Raw genomic sequence first — 18,521 nt, forward strand, 5'->3', positions numbered from 1 at the left:
GCCCCCCGCCGTGCGTCAGCGCTCCACCAGGCGGTCGAACTGCGTCGTGGTGTGCCGCAGGTGGGCCACCAGCTCGTCGCCGACCTTCGGCTCGTCGGCGTCGGACGGCACGAAGAGGATCGAGACCTGCATGTGCGGGGGCTCGGCGAACCAGCGCTGCTTGCCGGCCCAGACGAACGGAGAAAGGTTCCGGTTGACGGTGGCCAGGCCGGCCCGCGCCACGCCCTTGGCCCGCGGCATCACACCGTGCAGCGCCTTCGGCGCCTCCAGGCCCACGCCGTGCGAGGTGCCGCCCGCGACCACGACCAGCCAGCCGTCCGAGGCGGCCTTCTGCTGGCGGTAGCCGAAGCGGTCCCCCTTGTTGACGCGCGTGACGTCCAGGACCGCGCCGCGGTACTCCGTCGCGTCGTGGTCGCCCAGCCACAGCCGCGTACCGATCCGGGCGCGGAAGCGGGTCTGCGGGAACTGCTGCTGGAGCCGGGCCTGCTCCTCGGCCCGCAGGTGGCTGACGAACATCGTGTGCAGCGGCAGCCGGGCCGCGCGCAGCCGGTCCATCCAGGCGATGACCTCCTCGACGGCGTCGGAGCCGTCGGGGCGGTCGAGCGGCAGGTGGATCGCGAAGCCCTCGAGGCGGATGTCGTCGACGGCCCCCGCCAGCAGGCCGAGCTCGTCCTCGGTGATGCCGTGCCGCTTCATCGAGCTCATGACCTCGATGACCACGCGGACGCCGACCAGGGCGCGGACGCCGTCCACGGACGACACGGAGCGGATCACCCGGTCCGGCAGCGGGACCGGCTCCTCGCCCCGCCGGTACGGGGTCAGGACCAGCAGGTCGCCGCTGAACATGTCCTTGATGCGGGCGGCCTCGTACGTCGTGCCGACCGCCAGCACGTCCGCGCCGAGCCGGGTCGCCTCGTCGGCGAGCCGATCGTGGCCGAAGCCGTATCCGTTGCCCTTGCAGACCGGGATCAGACCGGGGAACTGGTCCAGCACCTGCTTGTGGTGCGCACGCCAGCGCGCGGTGTCGACGTAGAGCGTGAGCGCCATCGCCCGTCCGGAGCCTTTCTCGAAAGTGGGGGGTCTCGACTGGAGTCCCGGCAGCCGCGTCAGCGGTCCGCCGGGTCGATCGTCAGCGGCGGGACATGTAGATGTCGAGCGCCTTGTGCAGCAGCTTGTTGAGCGGGAAGTCCCACTCGCCGACGTACTCCACGGCCTCGCCGCCGGTGCCGACCTTGAACTGGATCAGGCCGAACAGGTGGTCCGTCTCGTCGAGGGAGTCGCTGATGCCGCGCAGGTCGTAGACGCTCGCGCCGAGCGCGTACGCGTCCCGCAGCATGCGCCACTGCATGGCGTTCGACGGGCGGACCTCGCGCTTGTGGTTCGCGGAGGCGCCGTAGGAGTACCAGACGTGCTGGCCCACCGTCAGCATCGTGGCAGCGGCCAGGGCTTCGCCCTCGTGCTTGGCCAGGTACAGGCGCATCCGGTTCGGGTCCTCGGAGTTGAGGGCCGTCCACTGGCGCTGGAAGTAACTGAGCGGGCGCGGGCGGAACTTGTCGCGCTCGGCGGTGATCTCGTACAGGCGCTGCCACTCGGCCAGGTCCTCGTAACCGCCCTGGACGACCTCGACGCCGGCCTTCTCGGCCTTCTTGATGTTGCGGCGCCACAGCTGGTTGAAGCCCTTGAGGACGTCGTCCAGCGAGCGGTTGGCGAGCGGCACCTGGAAGACGTAGCGCGGCTGGACGTCGCCGAAGCCGGCACCGCCGTCCTCGCCCTGCTGCCATCCCATGCGGCGCAGCTTGTCCGAGACCTCGAAGGCGCGCGGCTCGATGAAGGTGGCCTCGACGTCCCGCAGGCGCTTGACCTCGGGGTCCTGGATGCCGGCCTTGATCGCGGTCGCGTTCCAGCGGCGGATGACGACCGGCGGGCCCATCTTGACCGTGAACGCGCCCTGCTGCTTGAGGTGGGCCAGCATCGGCTGGAGCCAGTCCTCGAGGTTGGGGGCGAACCAGTTGATGACCGGGCCCTCGGGCAGGTACGCGAGGTACCGCTTCACCTTGGGCAGCTGGCGGTACAGGACCAGGGCCGCGCCGACGAGCTCGCCGGACTTGTCGAACCAGCCGAGGTTCTCGGACCGCCACTCGTTCTTGACGTCGGCCCACGCCGGGACCTGGCAGTGGCTCGCCGAGGGCAGGCTCTGGATGTAGGCCAGATGCTGCTCTCGGCTGATGGTCCTCAGGGACAGGCTCATGCGGGGCGTCTCCTCCGGCGGCTTCGCTGGGTATGCCGCGAAGCCTACTGCGACAAGGGCGCCACCCTTCTGGGGGACGGCCCGGCAGTCGTGCCCGGACCGCCCCTCCACGTGCGCAGGTGTCCGTCGCGGGGGAGGCGTCCCTCAGCTCACCACGCCGCCGAAGAGGCCGCCGTGGGCCATGCCCAGATAGAACCCGATGCCGGACGCGCCAAGGCCGATGATCAGTGCGAAGCGCTCGCGTGTCGTCTCCGAGATGAACTGGCCGTAGGCCCCCGTGAGGATTCCGATGAGGCCGGTCCACGAGGTCAGCAGGTGCAGGTTGTAGAACCACGCGGTGATGAACGACACGGCGCCGAGGATCAGTGTGACCGCCATCAGGGTGTCCTGGAGCGGGTGCGGCTTGCCGTCGGTGGAGAGGAGGGAGATCTGGGACTGGGGTCGGATGGCCTGTGCCATGAGGGGCACCTCCCGGCTCTGGAATGTGGTGCCGCGGGTACACCGCCCTGTTCCCCGGCGGGTTCGCACCCGTCGGCGGGCATAGCACCGCGCACACCCGTTGTGTACAGATTGTGGCCCCCCCTCGCCGGATTTCAACCGGAAGGAGGGGAGCAGGTACTCTGTACGGTCTGCGCGGTCTCTGCTCTCTGGAGACCCGCGCGGCACGCATCACGACCCTCCTGCCACGGAACGACCGTGGCCGCTGAGTCCAAAGGAGGTGGGTTCCACATGCGTCACTACGAGGTGATGGTCATCCTCGACCCCGATCTCGAGGAGCGCGCTGTCTCCCCGCTGATCGAGAACTTCCTCTCCGTCGTCCGTGAGGGCAACGGAAAGGTCGAGAAGGTCGACACCTGGGGCCGTCGTCGTCTCGCTTACGAGATCAAGAAGAAGCCCGAGGGCATCTACTCGGTCATCGACCTGCAGGCCGAGCCTGCGGTCGTCAAGGAGCTCGACCGCCAGATGAACCTGAACGAGTCGGTCCTCCGGACCAAGGTCCTCCGCCCCGAGACCCACTGAGCTTCCGCTCAGAGGTAATCGGGTTCGAGTAGCACAAGCAGCCAGCAGCAATCCCCGCCGAGAGGTTCATCCATGGCAGGCGAGACCGTCATCACGGTAGTCGGCAACCTTGTCGACGACCCCGAGCTGCGCTTCACCCCGTCCGGGGCGGCAGTCGCGAAGTTCCGTGTCGCGTCGACCCCCCGCACCTTCGACCGCCAGACCAATGAGTGGAAGGACGGCGAGAGCCTGTTCCTGACCTGCTCGGTGTGGCGCCAGGCGGCGGAGAACGTCGCCGAGTCGCTCCAGCGAGGCATGCGCGTCGTCGTGCAGGGCCGGCTGAAGCAGCGGTCGTACGACGACCGCGACGGTGTCAAGCGCACGGTCTTCGAGCTCGAGGTCGACGAGGTCGGCCCGAGCCTGCGCAACGCCACGGCCAAGGTCACCAAGACCACCGGTCGCGGCGGCCAGGGTGGCTACGGCGGCGGTGGCGGCGGCCAGCAGGGCGGCGGCGGTGGCGGCTGGGGCGGAGCCCCCAGTGGTGGCCAGCAGGGCGGCGGAGCTCCCTCCGACGACCCGTGGGCTTCCAGCGCACCGTCCGGCGGCCAGCAGGGCGGCGGTAGCGGTTGGGGCGGCAGCTCCGGCGGCAACGGCGGCGGCTACTCGGACGAGCCTCCCTTCTAGGGCAGCTCGTACCCAAACTTCTTGATCACACAGGAGAAACACCATGGCGAAGCCGCCTGTGCGCAAGCCTAAGAAGAAGGTCTGCGCGTTCTGCAAGGACAAGACCGCGTACGTGGACTACAAGGACACGAACATGCTGCGGAAGTTCATTTCCGACCGCGGCAAGATCCGTGCCCGTCGCGTGACCGGCAACTGCACGCAGCACCAGCGTGACGTCGCCACGGCCGTCAAGAACAGCCGTGAGATGGCACTGCTGCCCTACACGTCCACCGCGCGCTAAGGAAAGGGTGACCGAATCATGAAGATCATCCTGACCCACGAGGTGTCCGGCCTCGGTGCCGCTGGCGACGTCGTCGACGTCAAGGACGGCTACGCTCGCAACTACCTGGTTCCGCGTGGTTTCGCGATCCGCTGGACCAAGGGTGGCGAGAAGGACGTGGCGCAGATCCGCCGCGCCCGCAAGATCCACGAGATCGCGACCATCGAGCAGGCCAACGAGGTCAAGGCTGCGCTCGAGGGTCTGAAGGTTCGTCTGGCCGTCCGTTCGGGCGACGCCGGCCGTCTCTTCGGCTCCGTGACCCAGGCCGACGTCGCCACGGCGATCGAGGCTGCGGGTGGCCCGAAGACCGACAAGCGTCGTGTCGAGCTGGGTGCCCCGATCAAGACCCTCGGCTCGCACCAGGTCTCCGTGCGTCTGCACGCTGACGTCGTCGCGAAGCTGGGCGTCGAGGTCGTCGGCGCCTGAGTGCCGCGCTGAAGGGCCGCACCCCCCGGGGTGCGGCCCTTTGCCGTTCCTGGGACCGCTGGCCTGGGACGTCCTGGGCCCGTTCGTGGGCCCGTTTCCGTTTCACGTGAAACATCGCCCCGCGCGCGGCACCGGTGGTGCCTGCGGCGGCGGTCGGTGTTTCACGTGAAACATCGACCGGCCGACGCTCAGCGGGTGGCGCCGGTGACCAGCCAGCGGCCGGAGCGGGCCCGCAGCTGCAAGGTGGCCATCCTGACCAGCATCATCAGCGTCATGGCCCACCAGAGCGTGGTCAGCCCGCCGCCGATCACGGGGACCAGCAGGGCGAAGGGGGCGAAGACCGCCAGCGTCACCAGCATGGCTCCGGCCAGGTACGGGCCGTCGCCGGCACCCATCAGCACGCCGTCCAGCACGAACACGATGCCGGAGACCGGCTGGGAGAGGGCCATCACCAGCAGCGCGGGCAGCAGGGCCGCCTCGACGCTCGGATCGCTCGTGAAGAGCGGGACGAACAGGGGCCGGGTCACGATCACCAGGAGACCGAGGACCAGGCCGGAGACGACGCCCCACCGGACCATCCGGCGGCAGACGGCCTTGGCCCCCACCGCGTCGTCGGCCCCGAGGTAGCGGCCGATGATCGCCTGTCCGGCGATGGCGATGGCGTCCAGGGCGAAGGCGAGCAGGCTCCACAGCGACAGCAGGATCTGGTGCGCCGCGATCTCGGCGTCCCCGAGGCGGGCGGCGACCATGGTGGCGATCATCAGGATCGCGCGCAGCGACAGGGTGCGCACCAGCAGCGGGGCTCCGGCCTGGGCGCAGGCCCGGATGCCGGCCGCGTCGGGGCGCAGCGAGGCGCCGTGCCGCCGGGCGCCGCGGACCACCACGACGAGGTACGCGGCGGCCATCGCGCACTGGGCGATGACCGTGCCCCAGGCGGATCCGGCGATGCCGAGCCCGGCACCGTAGACGAGGCCGAGGTTGAGGGCGGCGTTGGCGGCGAACCCGCCGATGGCGACGTACAGCGGCGTGCGGGTGTCCTGGAGACCGCGCAGTACGCCGGTGGCGGCCAGGACGACGAGCATGGCGGGGATGCCGAGCGCGGAGATGCGCAGGTACGTGACGGCGTACGGGGTCGCGGTGTCCGAGGCGCCGAACAACGAGACCAGCCCCGGGGCGGTGGCCAGGAAGACGGCGATGACGGCGGCGCCGAGGATCAGGGCGAGCCAGATGCCGTCCATGCCCTGACGGATCGCGGCCTGGAGGTCGCCCGCGCCGACGCGGCGGGCGACCGCCGCGGTGGTGGCGTAGGCGAGGAAGACGAAGACGCTCACGGCGGTCGTCAGGAGAGCGGCGGCGACACCGAGCCCGGCGAGCTGCGGGGTGCCGAGGTGGCCCACGATGGCGCTGTCGGCCAGGACGAAGAGCGGCTCGGCGACCAGGGCGCCGAACGCGGGCACGGCCAGGGCGAGGATCTCGCGGTCGTGGCGTCCGGCGGCGACCTTCGGCGGCGCGGGGGCTTGTGTCATGTGTTCAATCTAATCTTCCACAGGTAATGGACGCAAAGGCATTGGGACTCTTACTTTCGAGGGGATCGGGAGCCTGTTCGTGCACGGTTCGCGGCGATCTTGAAACCCTCGTCCAAGTTTTTGTCCCCCACAGGGTCCGGATGGGGAAAGTGCAGGTCAAGTGGTGTGAGCTAGTGCTGTGCGTGAGTTTGTCCACAGTGCCGTCCCCCGGTCCGTACACAGGTTCCGCGGAGTTACCCACAGACTTCGGGCCCTCATCCACACAGCCTGTGGATAACCAGATTGGCTGACGGTGCCGGCAGGCCTACCGTTGACCGTCGTCCCGTCTCTCCCCGGCATCCGCCGGAGCTGCCGCAGTGCGCGATTCGGGCACGTGAAATGTCAGAGCCGTGGCGTACAAAGAGTGGCACGGGAAGGTCCGCACGGCGGACGGGAGGAGACGGCCCGGTGAGCATCCCCGAGCCCATGGAGGACCCCTGGGCCGTCGACGGCAGCCCCAGCGACCGCCTTCCGGTCTCCCGACCGCGTCGCGGCGAGGGCGGACCCGGTCGGCGCGGCGAGGACCAGCCCGAGCGCGGCCGCGAGGGCGGTGCCTGGGACGACGGCGGTGGCGGCTTCGAGCGCGTCCCGCCGCAGGACCTGGACGCCGAGCAGTCGGTGCTGGGCGGCATGCTGCTGTCCAAGGACGCCATCGCGGACGTCGTGGAGATCCTCAAGGGCCCCGACTTCTACCGCCCGTCCCACGAGATGATCTACCAGGCGATCCTCGACCTCTACGCCAAGGGCGAGCCGGCCGACCCGATCACGGTCGGCGCCGAGCTGACCAAGCGCGGCGAGATCACCAAGGTCGGCGGCGCGGCGTACCTGCACACCCTCGTGCAGTCCGTGCCCACCGCCGCCAATGCCGAGTACTACGCGGAGATCGTCCACGAGCGGGCCGTGCTGCGCCGCCTGGTCTCGGCCGGCACCAAGATCACGCAGATGGGGTACGCCGCCGACGGCGACGTCGACGAGATCGTCAACAAGGCCCAGGCCGAGATCTACGCCGTCACCGAGCAGCGGACCTCCGAGGACTACCTGCCGCTGGGCGACATCATGGAGGGCGCGCTCGACGAGATCGAGGCGATCGGCTCCCGCAGCGGTCAGATGTCCGGTGTCCCCACGGGCTTCACCGACCTCGACTCCCTCACCAACGGCCTGCACCCCGGTCAGATGATCGTCATCGCGGCCCGTCCCGCCATGGGTAAGTCGACGCTCGCGCTGGACTTCGCCCGGGCGGCGTCCATCAAGAACAACCTGCCCAGCGTCATCTTCTCCCTCGAGATGGGGCGCAACGAGATCGCGATGCGCCTGCTGTCCGCAGAGGCCCGGGTGGCCCTGCACCACATGCGCTCCGGCACGATGACGGACGACGACTGGACCCGGCTGGCCCGCCGCATGCCGGACGTCTCCGCCGCCCCGCTCTACATCGACGACTCCCCGAACCTGTCGATGATGGAGATCCGCGCGAAGTGCCGCCGCCTCAAACAGCGCCAGGACCTCTCGCTCGTCGTGATCGACTACCTCCAGCTGATGCAGTCCGGCGGCGCGCGGCGCCCCGAGAGCCGTCAGCAGGAGGTCTCGGACATGTCCCGTAACCTCAAGCTCCTGGCCAAGGAACTCGAGGTCCCGGTGATCGCGCTCTCCCAGCTGAACCGAGGCCCCGAGCAGCGTACGGACAAGAAGCCGATGGTCAGCGACCTGCGTGAGTCCGGCTCCATCGAGCAGGACGCCGACATGGTCATCCTGCTGCACCGTGAGGACGCCTACGAGAAGGAGTCCCCCCGCGCGGGCGAGGCCGACCTGATCGTCGCCAAGCACCGTAACGGCCCCACGGCCACGATCACCGTCGCCTTCCAGGGCCACTACTCCCGCTTCGTGGACATGGCCAACACCTGACCCTGCTCAGCGCCTCGTCTCGTACCGGGTCAGGACCACGCCGCCGGGAAACGTCCGCGTCTCCACCAGGTTCAGGTTCACCCAGTTGTCCAGCGCGGTGAAGAACGGCGTGCCGCCGCCCACCAGGACCGGATGGGTGGCGATCACGTACTCGTCGACCAGCCCGGCGCGCATGGCCGCGCCGGCCAGCGTTGCGCCGCCGATGCTCATGGGGCCGCCGTCCTCGGCCTTGAGCCGGGTGATCTCGGCGATCGCGTCGCCGCTGACCAGGCGGGCGTTCCAGTCGACCTCGTCGATCGTCGAGGAGAACACCACCTTCGGCGTGTCCCGCCAGTTCCGCGCGAACTCGATCTCCGCCGGGGTGGCGCCGGGCTTCTGGTCGCCGGTCGGCCAGTAGGAGCTCATCGTCTCCCACAGCTTGCGCCCGTACAGCGACAGCGCACTCGCCCGCTCGTGGTCGAGCCACGACTGGAACAGCTCGGGGCTCGGCGGGCCGCTCCAGCCGATGTCGTCGCCGGCCGCGGCGATGTAGCCGTCCAGCGTCAGGTTCATGCCGTAGATCAGTTTCCGCATGGGCCCGGCCTTCCGTCCGTGGGTGTCCGGCGTATATACCAGCGCCCACGCGCCGCGAGACCCGTGCAGGGCCGACTGGCGGCCCCCGGTCGGGGCGCTCACTCCGAGGGCGACTCCTTCAGGGAGTCCGCGTACAGGGACACGGCGACGCCGACCACGACGTACACGATGCTCGCGTAGAGCTCGTAGCCGTCCGGGGCGAGGTGGCGCAGGAAGCCGAACAGACGGAAGCCGTCGAACCACTCGTGGACCAGGCCGCTGAGGCCGCCGGCGATGAGGACGAAGCCGAGGAAACCGAGGATCTTCTTCATGGCTCCGACGCTAGGGACCGCCCGGTGCGGCCGGTATCGGGCGCCGGGCGCGGCCGTGCCGACCGAAGTCGCGCCTCCGCGCCGCCGCTGTCGTACCAAGGTATCGATCGCGGTTCCGAAGGGCGCGGCCGCTCCGCGGGCCGGCCGCGCCGCGGCGCCGGGACCGTAGATTGCGGACATGAGCCGCCCCACCGCCCGCGACCGCCTGGCCGACCTCGGCTGCTTCCTGTTCGCGGCCACCTTCTCCGTCGCCACCTCGGACGTCGTGGTGGCGGGGCGGGACCTGTCCGAGGCGACGGTGTTCCACGAGCAACTGGTCGGCGGACTCGCCTGCGCGGCGCTGTTCCTGCGGCGCCGGTGGGCCGTGCAGCTGGCGCTGGTACTGCTGGTCGCCGGCAAGCTCTCGCACTTCGTCACCGGACCCACCCTCGTGGCCCTGTTCACCGTCGCCGCCCACCGGTCCCCGCGCACCACGCGGTGGGTCGCGGCGGCCGCCGCCGTCCCGCTGGTGGTGTTCGTCGTCCAGCGCCCCGACCCCGACCTGCCCGCAACCACCTCGGGCATCGTCTACTTCGCACTGGTGGCGGCCGCCTTCGGCTGGGGCCTGTACGTGCGCTCCCGGCGCCGCCTGGTCGAGGAGCTGCGCGACCGCGCCGTCCGGGCCGAGGCGGAGGCCCAGCGCGCCGCGCGCGAGGACATCGCCCGCGAGATGCACGACGTCCTCGCCCACCGGCTGTCGCTGCTCAGCGTCCACGCGGGCGCGTTGGAGTACCACCCCGACGCCCCGCCGGCCGAGGTGCGGCGCGCCGCGGGGGTGATCCGGGACAGCGCGCACCAGGCCCTGGAGGACCTGCGGGAGATCATCGGAGTGCTGCGCTCCCCGGTACCGGCGGACGGCGCCGAGCGCCCCCAGCCCACCCTCGCCGACCTGCCGCGGCTGGCCGCCGAGTCCCGGGGGACGGGGACGCCCGTCACGCTCGACCAGGCCGTCGCCGAACCGGCCGCCCTCCCCGCCCCGACCGGTCGCACCGCCTACCGGATCGTCCAGGAAGGGCTCACCAACGCCCGCAAGCACGCCCCGGAACAGCCGGTGACCGTGACGGTCAGCGGCGGTCCGGGCGAGGGCCTGGCCGTCGAGGTGCGCAACCCGCTGCCCGCCGCCGACCGCGACCGCCCCATCCCCGGGGCCGGGCACGGCCTGGTCGGCCTGGCGGAGCGGGTCCGGCTCGCGGACGGAAGGCTCGAACACGGCTCCACCGGGGCGGAGTTCCGACTCCGCGCCTGGCTACCGTGGAGCGGGCCGCGCCGACCGGCGGAGCCCGACCCGACCCCGTGAGGAGCCCCCGGTGAACGAGCCCGCGGCCGTCCGCGTCCTGCTCGTCGACGACGACGCGCTGGTCCGCTCGGGTCTGCGCCTGATGCTCGGCGGAGCCCCCGGCATCGAGGTCGTCGGCGAGGCCGCCGACGGCGCGGAGGTGGCCGACCGGGTCGCCGAACTCGCCCCCGACGTGGTGCTCATGGACATCCGCATGCCGGGGGTGGACGGGCTGACCGCCACGGAGGCGTTGCGCGCCGGGCCCCACCCGCCCGAGGTCGTCGTGCTGACCACCTTCAACACCGACGAGCACGTACTGCGCGCCCTGCGGGCGGGTGCGGCCGGCTTCCTGCTCAAGCACACCCCGCCGCCGCGGATCGTCGCGGCGGTCCGCGCCGTGGCGGCGGGCGAGCCGGTGCTCTCCCCCGACGTCACGCGTCAGCTGATCGCCCAGGTCGCCGGCGGTGCGCCGGCCGGGCGGGCCGCGCGGGCCCGTGAGCGGCTGACGGCCCTCGGCCCGCGCGAGCGGGAGGTCGCCCTCGCGGTGGGGGAGGGCAAGGCGAACGCGGAGATCGCGGCCGAGCTGTACATGAGCCTCCCCACCGTCAAGACCAACGTCTCGCGCATCATGGCGAAGCTGGGCCTGACCAACCGGGTCCAGCTCGCGCTCCTGGTCAACGACGCGGGCGAGTCCTGACCCGGCGCGGACGCCGGCGCCCGGGGCCACGTGGAGAAGGTCCGCGGGTCCGCCGACGCCGTCCGGAGCGACCGGGCGAAACGCGTGCGGGCCCGCGCCGCCCGGGGTGCGAAGCTGCCGCCATGACTTCCGCACCCGAAGAACTGCTCCCGGGCACCCGCCGGGCCCTGCTGCACCGCATCGCCGTCGCCCAGAGCGAGGGCCGCTCCCCCTCCCTCGTCGCCGCCGTGGTGCGCGGCGGGCACACCGTCTGGGACGGCGCCCGCTCCAGCGTGGACGGCCACGCCCCCGACGGGAACGTGCAGTACCGGATCGGTTCGATCAGCAAGACCTTCACGGCAGTGCTCGTCATGCGGCTGCGCGACGAGGGCCTGCTGGACCTGAACGACCCGCTGGAGAAGCACCTGCCCGGAACCGGTGCCGGCGAGGTGACGATCGCCCAATTGCTGTGCCACGCGGGCGGGCTGGCCGCCGAGACGCCCGGTGAGTGGTGGGAGCGCTCGCCCGGCGGCCTGCGGCCCGCGCTGTCCGACGTCCTCGGCGCGGAGCCCTTCAAGCACGCGCCGGGCCGCCGCCACCACTACTCCAACCCCGGCTACACGCTGCTGGGCGCCCTCGTCGAGGCGTTGCGCGGCCGGCCCTGGGCGGAGGTGCTGGAGGACGAGGTCCTCGAGCCGTTGGGCCTGCACCGCACCAGCGCCCTGCCGCGGGCCCCGCACGCGGGTGGCTGGGCCGTGCACCCGTGGGCCGACGCGATGCTGCCGGAGCCGCTGGAGGACCTGGGGCTGATGGCCCCGGCGGGTGCGCTGTGGTCGACCACGGCGGACCTCGCCCGGTTCGCGGCCTTCCTGCTGGCCGGCGACGACCGGGTGCTGCGCGCGGAGACGGTGCGCGAGATGCGCGCGCCCGCCTCGCCGCCCGAGCCGGGCATGGCCGACGGCGGGTACGCGCTGGGGCTGCAGCTCACGAAGGTGGCGGACCGGACGCTGGCCGGGCACAGCGGTTCGCTGCCCGGGTTCGTGGCGGGGCTGTGGTTCAGCGAGGCGGACGACGTGGCGGCCGTGGTGCTGGCCAACTGCACCTCCGGCGTACCCGCCGCGACGGTCGCGGCGGACCTCGTACGGATCGTCGCCGAGGCCGAGCCGCGCATCCCGGAGCCGTGGCGGCCGATGCCCTCGGTCGACCCGGCGCTGCTGGAGCTGACCGGGCCCTGGTACTGGGGCACGGCCCCCCACCTGCTGCGGCTCACCCGGGACGGCGGTCTGGAACTGGGCCCGGTCGGCGCCATGGGCCGGTCCTCGCGGCTGCGGGCGGAACCGGACGGCACCTGGACCGGGCTGAACGGCTACTACGCGGGCGAGACCCTGCGCCCCGTACGGCGGCCCGACGGCACCCTGAGCCACCTGGACCTGGCGTCGTTCGTGTTCACCAGGACCCCGTACGACCCGGCCGCGCCCATTCCCGGCGGGCTGGACCCCCGCGGCTGGCGCGGCTCCGACCAGGGCCTGTGAGTCCCCGGCAGGTGTGACGCCGATCGCTAGGCGCTCAGTTCGCGTTCGAGCGGGGTCCGGAACCGGGGGGTGATCCGGGCCTCGCCGAGCCATGCGGAGAGCCGGGCCGCCTCGTCCTCGACGAGGCGGGCGGCCTCCGTCCCGTGGTCGGCGAACAGGCGCACGACGACCTCGCCGTCGGCCCGCTGGGCCCAACCCCCGACGATCTCGCCGTTCCACCACACCGTGGGCCCGACGTTGCCCGCGCGGTCGAACAGCGCCGGGCGGTGCTCCGCGTCGAGGTGGAACCCGCGGTCGGCCCAGCCCATCGCGCTGGGGTCGAGGCCGGGCAGCAGCGCCACCCACGGCTCGGGTTCGGGAACCGGCTCGGTGTCACCGGAGGAGACCAGCGCGGCCCTCCCGCCGTCGAGCAGCACCTCGTCCGGTCCCACGGCCGCGAGGGCCCTGCGGGTCTCGGTCAGGGTCCAGCCGGTCCACCACTTCAGGTCGGCCTCGGTGGCCGGCCCGTACGCGCGCAGCCAGCGACGGGCGAGCTCGGCCCGGGCCTCGGGCGGGGGCAGCTGCGGCCAGGGCTCGGTGTGGATCCAGCGGAACTGGCTGGAGGTCCAGCTGCCCCGCGGCCGGTCGCGCCGGATCCGGCCGTCGGCGGCCAGCTGGCGGATGACCCGGGTGGCCACGCCCTGGACGGTCTCCCACTTCTGGCCCGGGAACACGGTGATCTTGTGTCGGAGCTGCGGTACGGCTGCGGCGAGTTCGGTGCCGGTCGAGGGGCCGTGCTCGTCGAGGGCGGCGAGGGTCGCGGCCTCCGCCTCGGCCAGCCAGGCCGCGTCCAGCCCGTGGCCGTCCTCCTCCAAGTGCTTGAGGAGTGTGGTGCGCTCCTTGGCGGCGATCGCCCGGGCCGCCCCCGAGTCCACGTAGGGTGCCATCTCCCGGGAGACGGCGAACAGGGTGCGGCGCATGCTCAGGAACCTGACCACCGCGTGCTCGTCGTAGAACTCGGCCTCCATCGACGCCACGTCGAGGCCTGCGGTCCGGGCGCGGGCGGAGAGGTAGACCGTCGCCGCGTCGGTCGCGTGCAGGGCGACCACGGCGTCCGCGGCTTCGGCGGCGGTGCGCGCGTGCACCGAGGGGGCCAGGCGGTGGCGCAGTGCCAGCCGGTTCCGTCGGTCGGCCGTGGTGAGGGTGGGACGGCTCTTGGTCATGCCCCGGATCGTAGGCTCAGCCGGCGGCCACCGTCAGTGGTGCGAACCGGCGCGTCCAGTCGCCCGGCAGGTCGGGGATGCCGCGGGTCATCACGGCGTTGGAGAAGACGACGTCCAGGCCGCGATCGGCGAGCCAGGCCCGCAACTCCTCGTGGCGGACGTCGATATCGGTGCGCAGCGGCCGGTCGGTACGGGCGGCGAGTGCGGTGACCAGCGCCTTGGCCGTCGCCGTGTCCCGGGCGATGAGCGGGCCGACGACATGGGTGTGCATGTTGGGCCAGGCCGCGGCGTACCCGATGAGCCGGCCGTCCGGGTCGTGGGCGACCAGCAGGTGGTCGGCGAAGGCGGGCAGGCGGGCGACCATGTGCGTGCGGGCGGTGCCGAACACCTCGCGGTCCAGTTCGAGGACGGCCCGGAGGTCCTCGGCGACGGCGGGCCGTACGCCTTCGGTGCTCTCGTCCCCGACCGGCCGGAACGCGCCCACCAGCATCTCCGCTCGCCCCGGCGCCGTGAAACCGAGCTCTTCGTAGAGCGGGCGGCCGTTCGGGGTGGCGTGCAGCGTGAGCGGGACCGGGTGCAGCTCCTCGCAGACGGAGGTCATCAGCCGGCGGCCCAGCCCCTGGCGGGCGTAGCGTCGGGCGACCAGCACCATGCCGATCGCGGCCAGCTCCGGGGTCTCGGCGGAGTCCCCGTACCGGGTGACCACGCAGGCGGCGGCCAGTCCCCGGCCGTCGGGGGCGTCGATGCCGTACCCCGTGCCCGCGGCCAGCAGCAGCCCCCACTTGTGTTCCTCGCGGGGCCAGTCACGGTCTTCGGAGAGGTCGGCGCAGCGCGCGAGGTCCTCCACGGTCAGCGGGCGGATCGTCAGCGTGGAGAGGGGTGAGGTCGGCACGCGCGACAGCTTGGCCGAGGTCCCGACCCCCGTCCAGCGGATTTCGGCGATCCGGGGCCGGGACGCCGGAACGTCGATGTTTCACGTGAAACGTCCGCTCCGAGAGGGACGTGATCCGGTCAAGGGCGGCCATGTTTCACGTGAAACACGGTGTTTCACGTGAAACCGAGCGTCTAGCCTCGACTGTCATGACCGCCCTCCACCTCTTCGATCTCGACGGAACTCTGATGCACGGCTCCGCCGCGCCCGTCGAGATCTCCCGTCAGCTCGGCCTGTCCGCCGAGACCGCGGCACTGGAGCGGGAGTTCAGCGAGCGGCGGATCGGACCGCCCGAGTTCGCGGTGCGGCTGCACGCCCTGTGGTCCGAGCTCACCCCCGCCCATGTCCGGGCGGCCTTCGACGGAGCGCCGTGGCTGGTGGGGATCCAGGAGGTCTGGCAGGAGATCCGCGAGCGGGGCGACTACTGCGCCGTCATCTCCCTCTCCCCGTCGTTCTTCGTGGAGCTGCTCCTGGAATGGGGTGCGCACGCGGCCCACGGTTCGGTGTTCCCCGCCGTTCCCTTCACCCGGCCCGTGGACGTCAGCGGCGTCCTGACCCCCGCCGGAAAGGTGGAGGTCGCCGACCGGCTCTGCGCCCGTTTCGGGGTGAGCCGGAGCGACTGCGTGGCCTACGGGGACTCCGTGACGGACGAGGCGCTTTTCGCCGCGGTGCCGGTCTCGGTCGCGGTCAACGCCCGGCCCCATCTGGCCGCCTCGGCCACGCACGTCTACGAGGGACGGGACCTCCGGGAGGCCTTCGGGCTGACCCGGTCGGGCCCGCGCCAGAACGCCGGATCCTAGCCAGAAATCCCGTGCGAAACGCGGAGTTTCCGCGTTTTGCCCCAGCTGCGGTACAGGGCCTGCCATGCTGCGAAAGCCCGGAACCGCGGATTCGACCCCCAGGCGCGCGCAGACCACCGAGATGCTCTAAGCGAGGCACCGCATGGACGCACCGCCCACCAGACCCGCCAGGGGCACGACCCAGATACGTTTGGTGGGCCGCCCCGCGCCGAGGCCCGCCACCGCCCCACCGGCCGTCCCCGCCCCCCGTGCGGAGCCGGACCCGGCCGGCGGGCTCTTCGCGGCCGACGGCGCCGAGCCCTCGGCCGACGCGGTCGTCATCCGCCGCACGCTGGCGGAGATCGCCCCGATCGCCGACAACGTCACCTCGTACTTCTACGCCCTGGTCTTCACCGGCCACCCCGAACTCCGAGAGCTGTTCCCGGCCGCGATGGACGTCCAGCGCGACCGGCTCCTGAAGGCCCTGCTGACCGCTGCCGAGCACATCGACAACCCGCAGGTGCTCGTCCCGTACCTGCGCCGACTGGGCAGCGGCCACCGCAAGTACGGCACCCTGCCCCAGCACTACCCGGCCGTCGGCGAGGCCCTCATCGGGGCGCTCTCCCGGTACGCGGCCGACTCCTGGGGGCCCGAGGCCGAGGCCGCGTGGGTGCGGGCGTACACCACGATCTCGCAGGTCATGATCGACGCGGCTGCGGAGGACGAGCAGGTCCGGCCCGCCTGGTGGCACGCCGAGGTCGTCTCGCACGACCTGCGCACCCCGGACATCGCCGTCGTCACGGTCCGACCGGACCAGCCGTACCCGTTCCTGGCCGGGCAGTACACCAGCCTGGAGACCCCCTGGTGGCCCCGGGTCTGGCGGCACTACTCCTTCGCCTCCGCCCCCCGCTCCGACGGGCTGCTGTCCTTCCACGTCAAGGCCGTGCCCGCGGGCTGGGTCTCCACCGCCCTCGTCCGGCACGCCCGCCCGGGGGACGTCCTGCGCCTGGGCCCGCCGGCCGGCTCGATGGTCGTCGACCACAGCACGGACAACGGGATGCTGTGCCTGGGCGGCGGTACCGGCATCGCCCCGATCAAGGCCATGATCGAAGACGTCGCCGAGCACGGCGAGCGGCGCCCGGTCGAGGTGTTCTACGGGGCGCGCCGGGACGGCGACCTGTACGACATCGACACCCTTCTCGGCCTCCAGCAGTCGCACCCGTGGCTCTCGGTCCGCCCGGTGGTCTCCGACGGGCTCACGGGGCAGCTGCCTGACGCCGTCGGCGAGCACGGGCCCTGGAGCTCGTACGACGCGTTCATCTCCGGGCCGCCCGCCATGATCCGCAGCGGGGTCGCCGCGCTGAAACGGATCGGCATCCCGGGGGAGCGGATCCGGCACGACGCCGTGGAGGAGCTGGTGGCCGCGGGCTGAGCCGGGCGGACCCGCCCGGCCCGGCCGGTCAGCCCAGGTCGGGCGCGTGCATCGCGCGCACGCCCTCGATGTTCCCGTCCAGGTAGTGCCGCAGGGACAGCGGTACCAGGTGGACCGCCGCGATCCCGACCCGGCTGAAGGGCACCCGGACGATCTCGTACTCCCCCTGCGGCTCGTCGACCTCGGGGCCGTGCCGCTGGCGCGGGTCCATGGACTCCAGGCGGCAGACGAAGAAGTGCTGCACCTTCACCCCGGTCACCCCGCCCTCGGCGATGTGCTCCACGGTGTCGACGAAGCAGGGCACCACGTCGGTGATCTTCGCGCCGAGCTCCTCGTGCACCTCGCGGTGCAGGGCGTCGACGACGGTCGCGTCATCGGGCTCCACTCCCCCGCCGGGGGTGAGCCAGTAGGGATCGACTCCGGGCTTCGTGCGCTTGATGAGGATCAGGTCGTCACCGTCGAGCAGGATGGCGCGGGCGGTGCGTTTGACCACGGGACGTTCGGTCATGGGAAGAGAGTGGCCCGGTACCGGGCGTCTGAAACGCCCCGGTGGGCGATCAGGGCCGGTCCGGCGCCCCCCACGGTCCCGCGGGCTCCACCGCCGGGCGCCCCCACCGGTCCCACGGGCCCCACCCGTCCGGCGCGCCCGTACCGTCGCGGGCCCTCACCACCCGGCCGCGGCGGTCAGCAGCCGTTGGTGGGCGCGGGCCAGGTGCGGCAACCCGAGGGTTCCGGTCCGGACGACGAGGAAGTACGTCCGCAGCGGGGGTACCGGGGGCTCCAGCAGGGCCACCACCCGGCCGCCCGCGAGGGCCTCCTCGCACAGGTAGCGCGGCAGCACCGCGAGCCCCGCCCCCGCGGCGGCGCACTCCAGGACCGCGCGCAGGTCCGGCACCACCATGGTGGCCGGCCCGTCCGGCAGCGTGTCGAACACCGCAGCCCAGTACCGGCTGACCAGCGGCAGCGACTCGTGCACGTCCACCAGCGGCAGGCCGGCCAGCGCGGCCGGGCCCTTGCCGCGCAGAGCGACCGGGTCGACGGCGGAGGCCCGGGCGGGGGCGGCCACCAGGACGTGCTCCTCGTCCCACAGCGCGGTCGCGCTGAACAGGCCGCCGCGCGGCCGGGCCGTGGTCACGGCCAGGTCGTGGTGCCCGGCGGCCAGGCCGTCCAGTGCGTCCTGCGTCCCGGCGGGCAGGGAGACCCGTACGGCCGGGGCCCTGCCCGACCCCTCGCCGGCAGGCGGTACGAGGGCCGGCAGCACGCGCAGCGAGAGGAACTCCGGCGGTCCGGCCAGGTGCAGGGAGCGCAGCCCCGGCCCGGAGTCCGCACCGCTCCCGGTGATCTCCAGCAGGGCGTCCAGGTGCGGGGCGGCCCGGTGCGCGAGCTCGTCCCCCACCGCCGTCGGCGTCACGCCGCGGGCCCGGCGCAGGAACAGCGGTCGGCCCAACTGCCGTTCGAGCGTGCGGATCTGGGAGGTCACGGCGGGTTGGGAGAGGCCCAGCAGGGCGGCGGCCCTGGTGAACGACCCGGCCCGGTGCACCGCGACGAAGGTACGCAGCAGGACCAGATCCATGGCTGCCCCTCTCCGGTGGCCTCGCCCCCAGCGGACTCCCCACTATAAATATGTCGA

The 18,521-nt window shown here is 72.3% G+C and carries 20 protein-coding genes; 10 read left to right on the forward strand and 10 right to left on the reverse strand.

Annotated elements, in window-relative coordinates; all coding sequences use genetic code 11:
- Positions 1-15: 15 nt before the first annotated feature.
- From IF43_RS0102835 to IF43_RS0102845, 3 genes are all read right to left on the reverse strand, one after another.
- The gene (locus tag IF43_RS0102835) at positions 16-1,047 is read right to left on the reverse strand and encodes an alanine racemase (RefSeq protein WP_030193354.1); all 1,032 of its coding nucleotides are present in this window, start codon (positions 1,045-1,047) and stop codon (positions 16-18) included.
- Positions 1,048-1,129: 82 nt separating this feature from the next.
- A complete protein-coding gene (locus IF43_RS0102840) occupies positions 1,130-2,248 on the reverse strand; it encodes a peptidoglycan bridge formation glycyltransferase FemA/FemB family protein (RefSeq protein WP_030193355.1) in 1,119 nt (372 codons plus the stop codon).
- A 144-nt stretch (positions 2,249-2,392) separates the two neighbouring features.
- Positions 2,393-2,707 carry a hypothetical protein gene (locus IF43_RS0102845; protein ID WP_030193356.1) on the reverse strand — a complete coding sequence of 105 codons (315 nt, stop codon included), beginning with the start codon at positions 2,705-2,707 and terminating at the stop codon, positions 2,393-2,395.
- A gap of 270 nt (positions 2,708-2,977) precedes the next feature.
- Between IF43_RS0102845 and rpsF the strand changes: the two genes are divergently transcribed.
- From rpsF to rplI, 4 genes are all read left to right on the forward strand, one after another.
- The gene (gene rpsF, locus IF43_RS0102850; RefSeq protein WP_004950685.1) at positions 2,978-3,268 is read left to right on the forward strand and encodes a 30S ribosomal protein S6; all 291 of its coding nucleotides are present in this window, start codon (positions 2,978-2,980) and stop codon (positions 3,266-3,268) included.
- 72 nt (positions 3,269-3,340) lie between these two features.
- The gene (locus tag IF43_RS0102855; RefSeq protein ID WP_030193357.1) at positions 3,341-3,931 is read left to right on the forward strand and encodes a single-stranded DNA-binding protein; all 591 of its coding nucleotides are present in this window, start codon (positions 3,341-3,343) and stop codon (positions 3,929-3,931) included.
- Positions 3,932-3,974: 43 nt separating this feature from the next.
- The gene (gene rpsR / locus IF43_RS0102860; RefSeq protein ID WP_005315025.1) at positions 3,975-4,211 is read left to right on the forward strand and encodes a 30S ribosomal protein S18; all 237 of its coding nucleotides are present in this window, start codon (positions 3,975-3,977) and stop codon (positions 4,209-4,211) included.
- An 18-nt stretch (positions 4,212-4,229) separates the two neighbouring features.
- Positions 4,230-4,676, forward strand: a complete 447-nt coding sequence (gene rplI / locus IF43_RS0102865) for a 50S ribosomal protein L9 (RefSeq protein ID WP_030193358.1) — start codon at positions 4,230-4,232, stop codon at positions 4,674-4,676.
- A 188-nt stretch (positions 4,677-4,864) separates the two neighbouring features.
- Here the strand turns inward: rplI and IF43_RS0102870 are convergent, their stop codons facing one another.
- Positions 4,865-6,202 (reverse strand): MATE family efflux transporter, encoded by a 1,338-nt coding sequence (locus IF43_RS0102870; protein WP_030193360.1) that lies wholly within the window; start codon positions 6,200-6,202, stop codon positions 4,865-4,867.
- A gap of 447 nt (positions 6,203-6,649) precedes the next feature.
- Between IF43_RS0102870 and dnaB the strand changes: the two genes are divergently transcribed.
- Positions 6,650-8,140: a replicative DNA helicase gene (gene dnaB, locus IF43_RS0102875; RefSeq protein WP_030193362.1), complete on the forward strand. Its 1,491-nt coding sequence runs from the start codon at positions 6,650-6,652 to the stop codon at positions 8,138-8,140.
- A gap of 6 nt (positions 8,141-8,146) precedes the next feature.
- Here dnaB and IF43_RS0102880 read toward each other — a convergent pair whose 3' ends face one another.
- Positions 8,147-8,713 carry a dihydrofolate reductase family protein gene (locus tag IF43_RS0102880; RefSeq protein WP_030193363.1) on the reverse strand — a complete coding sequence of 189 codons (567 nt, stop codon included), beginning with the start codon at positions 8,711-8,713 and terminating at the stop codon, positions 8,147-8,149.
- A gap of 98 nt (positions 8,714-8,811) precedes the next feature.
- The gene (locus IF43_RS0102885) at positions 8,812-9,024 is read right to left on the reverse strand and encodes a hypothetical protein (protein WP_030193365.1); all 213 of its coding nucleotides are present in this window, start codon (positions 9,022-9,024) and stop codon (positions 8,812-8,814) included.
- A gap of 178 nt (positions 9,025-9,202) precedes the next feature.
- On the opposite strand from IF43_RS0102885, the gene IF43_RS0102890 reads away from it, so the two are divergent.
- From IF43_RS0102890 to IF43_RS0102900, 3 genes are all read left to right on the forward strand, one after another.
- The gene (locus IF43_RS0102890; protein ID WP_051794585.1) at positions 9,203-10,360 is read left to right on the forward strand and encodes a sensor histidine kinase; all 1,158 of its coding nucleotides are present in this window, start codon (positions 9,203-9,205) and stop codon (positions 10,358-10,360) included.
- An 82-nt stretch (positions 10,361-10,442) separates the two neighbouring features.
- Positions 10,443-11,036 (forward strand): response regulator transcription factor, encoded by a 594-nt coding sequence (locus tag IF43_RS0102895; RefSeq protein ID WP_234331931.1) that lies wholly within the window; start codon positions 10,443-10,445, stop codon positions 11,034-11,036.
- A gap of 122 nt (positions 11,037-11,158) precedes the next feature.
- Positions 11,159-12,547: a serine hydrolase gene (locus tag IF43_RS0102900; protein ID WP_030193371.1), complete on the forward strand. Its 1,389-nt coding sequence runs from the start codon at positions 11,159-11,161 to the stop codon at positions 12,545-12,547.
- 26 nt (positions 12,548-12,573) lie between these two features.
- Here IF43_RS0102900 and IF43_RS0102905 read toward each other — a convergent pair whose 3' ends face one another.
- Together IF43_RS0102905 and IF43_RS0102910 are read right to left on the reverse strand one after the other, a co-directional pair.
- Entirely contained in the window at positions 12,574-13,749 is a 1,176-nt protein-coding gene (locus IF43_RS0102905) for a winged helix DNA-binding domain-containing protein (RefSeq protein WP_030193373.1), read from the reverse strand.
- A 16-nt stretch (positions 13,750-13,765) separates the two neighbouring features.
- Entirely contained in the window at positions 13,766-14,641 is an 876-nt protein-coding gene (locus tag IF43_RS0102910) for a GNAT family N-acetyltransferase (protein WP_030193375.1), read from the reverse strand.
- A 188-nt stretch (positions 14,642-14,829) separates the two neighbouring features.
- Here IF43_RS0102910 and IF43_RS0102915 point away from each other — a divergent pair, with 188 nt between their 5' ends.
- Positions 14,830-15,480: an HAD family phosphatase gene (locus IF43_RS0102915; protein ID WP_030193376.1), complete on the forward strand. Its 651-nt coding sequence runs from the start codon at positions 14,830-14,832 to the stop codon at positions 15,478-15,480.
- Positions 15,481-15,622: 142 nt separating this feature from the next.
- Positions 15,623-16,891, forward strand: coding sequence for a globin domain-containing protein (locus IF43_RS0102920; protein WP_078909869.1), 1,269 nt, complete (start codon positions 15,623-15,625; stop codon positions 16,889-16,891).
- A 28-nt stretch (positions 16,892-16,919) separates the two neighbouring features.
- Here the strand turns inward: IF43_RS0102920 and IF43_RS0102925 are convergent, their stop codons facing one another.
- Positions 16,920-17,399, reverse strand: a complete 480-nt coding sequence (locus tag IF43_RS0102925; protein WP_030193378.1) for an NUDIX domain-containing protein — start codon at positions 17,397-17,399, stop codon at positions 16,920-16,922.
- A 156-nt stretch (positions 17,400-17,555) separates the two neighbouring features.
- Entirely contained in the window at positions 17,556-18,464 is a 909-nt protein-coding gene (locus tag IF43_RS0102930) for a LysR family transcriptional regulator (protein WP_030193379.1), read from the reverse strand.
- Between the last annotated feature and the right edge of the window lie 57 nt (positions 18,465-18,521).

Origin of the sequence: Streptomyces sp. NRRL S-87, assembly GCF_000719335.1 — a bacterium.
In the GTDB taxonomy this organism is placed as follows: Bacteria; Actinomycetota; Actinomycetes; order Streptomycetales; family Streptomycetaceae; genus Streptomyces.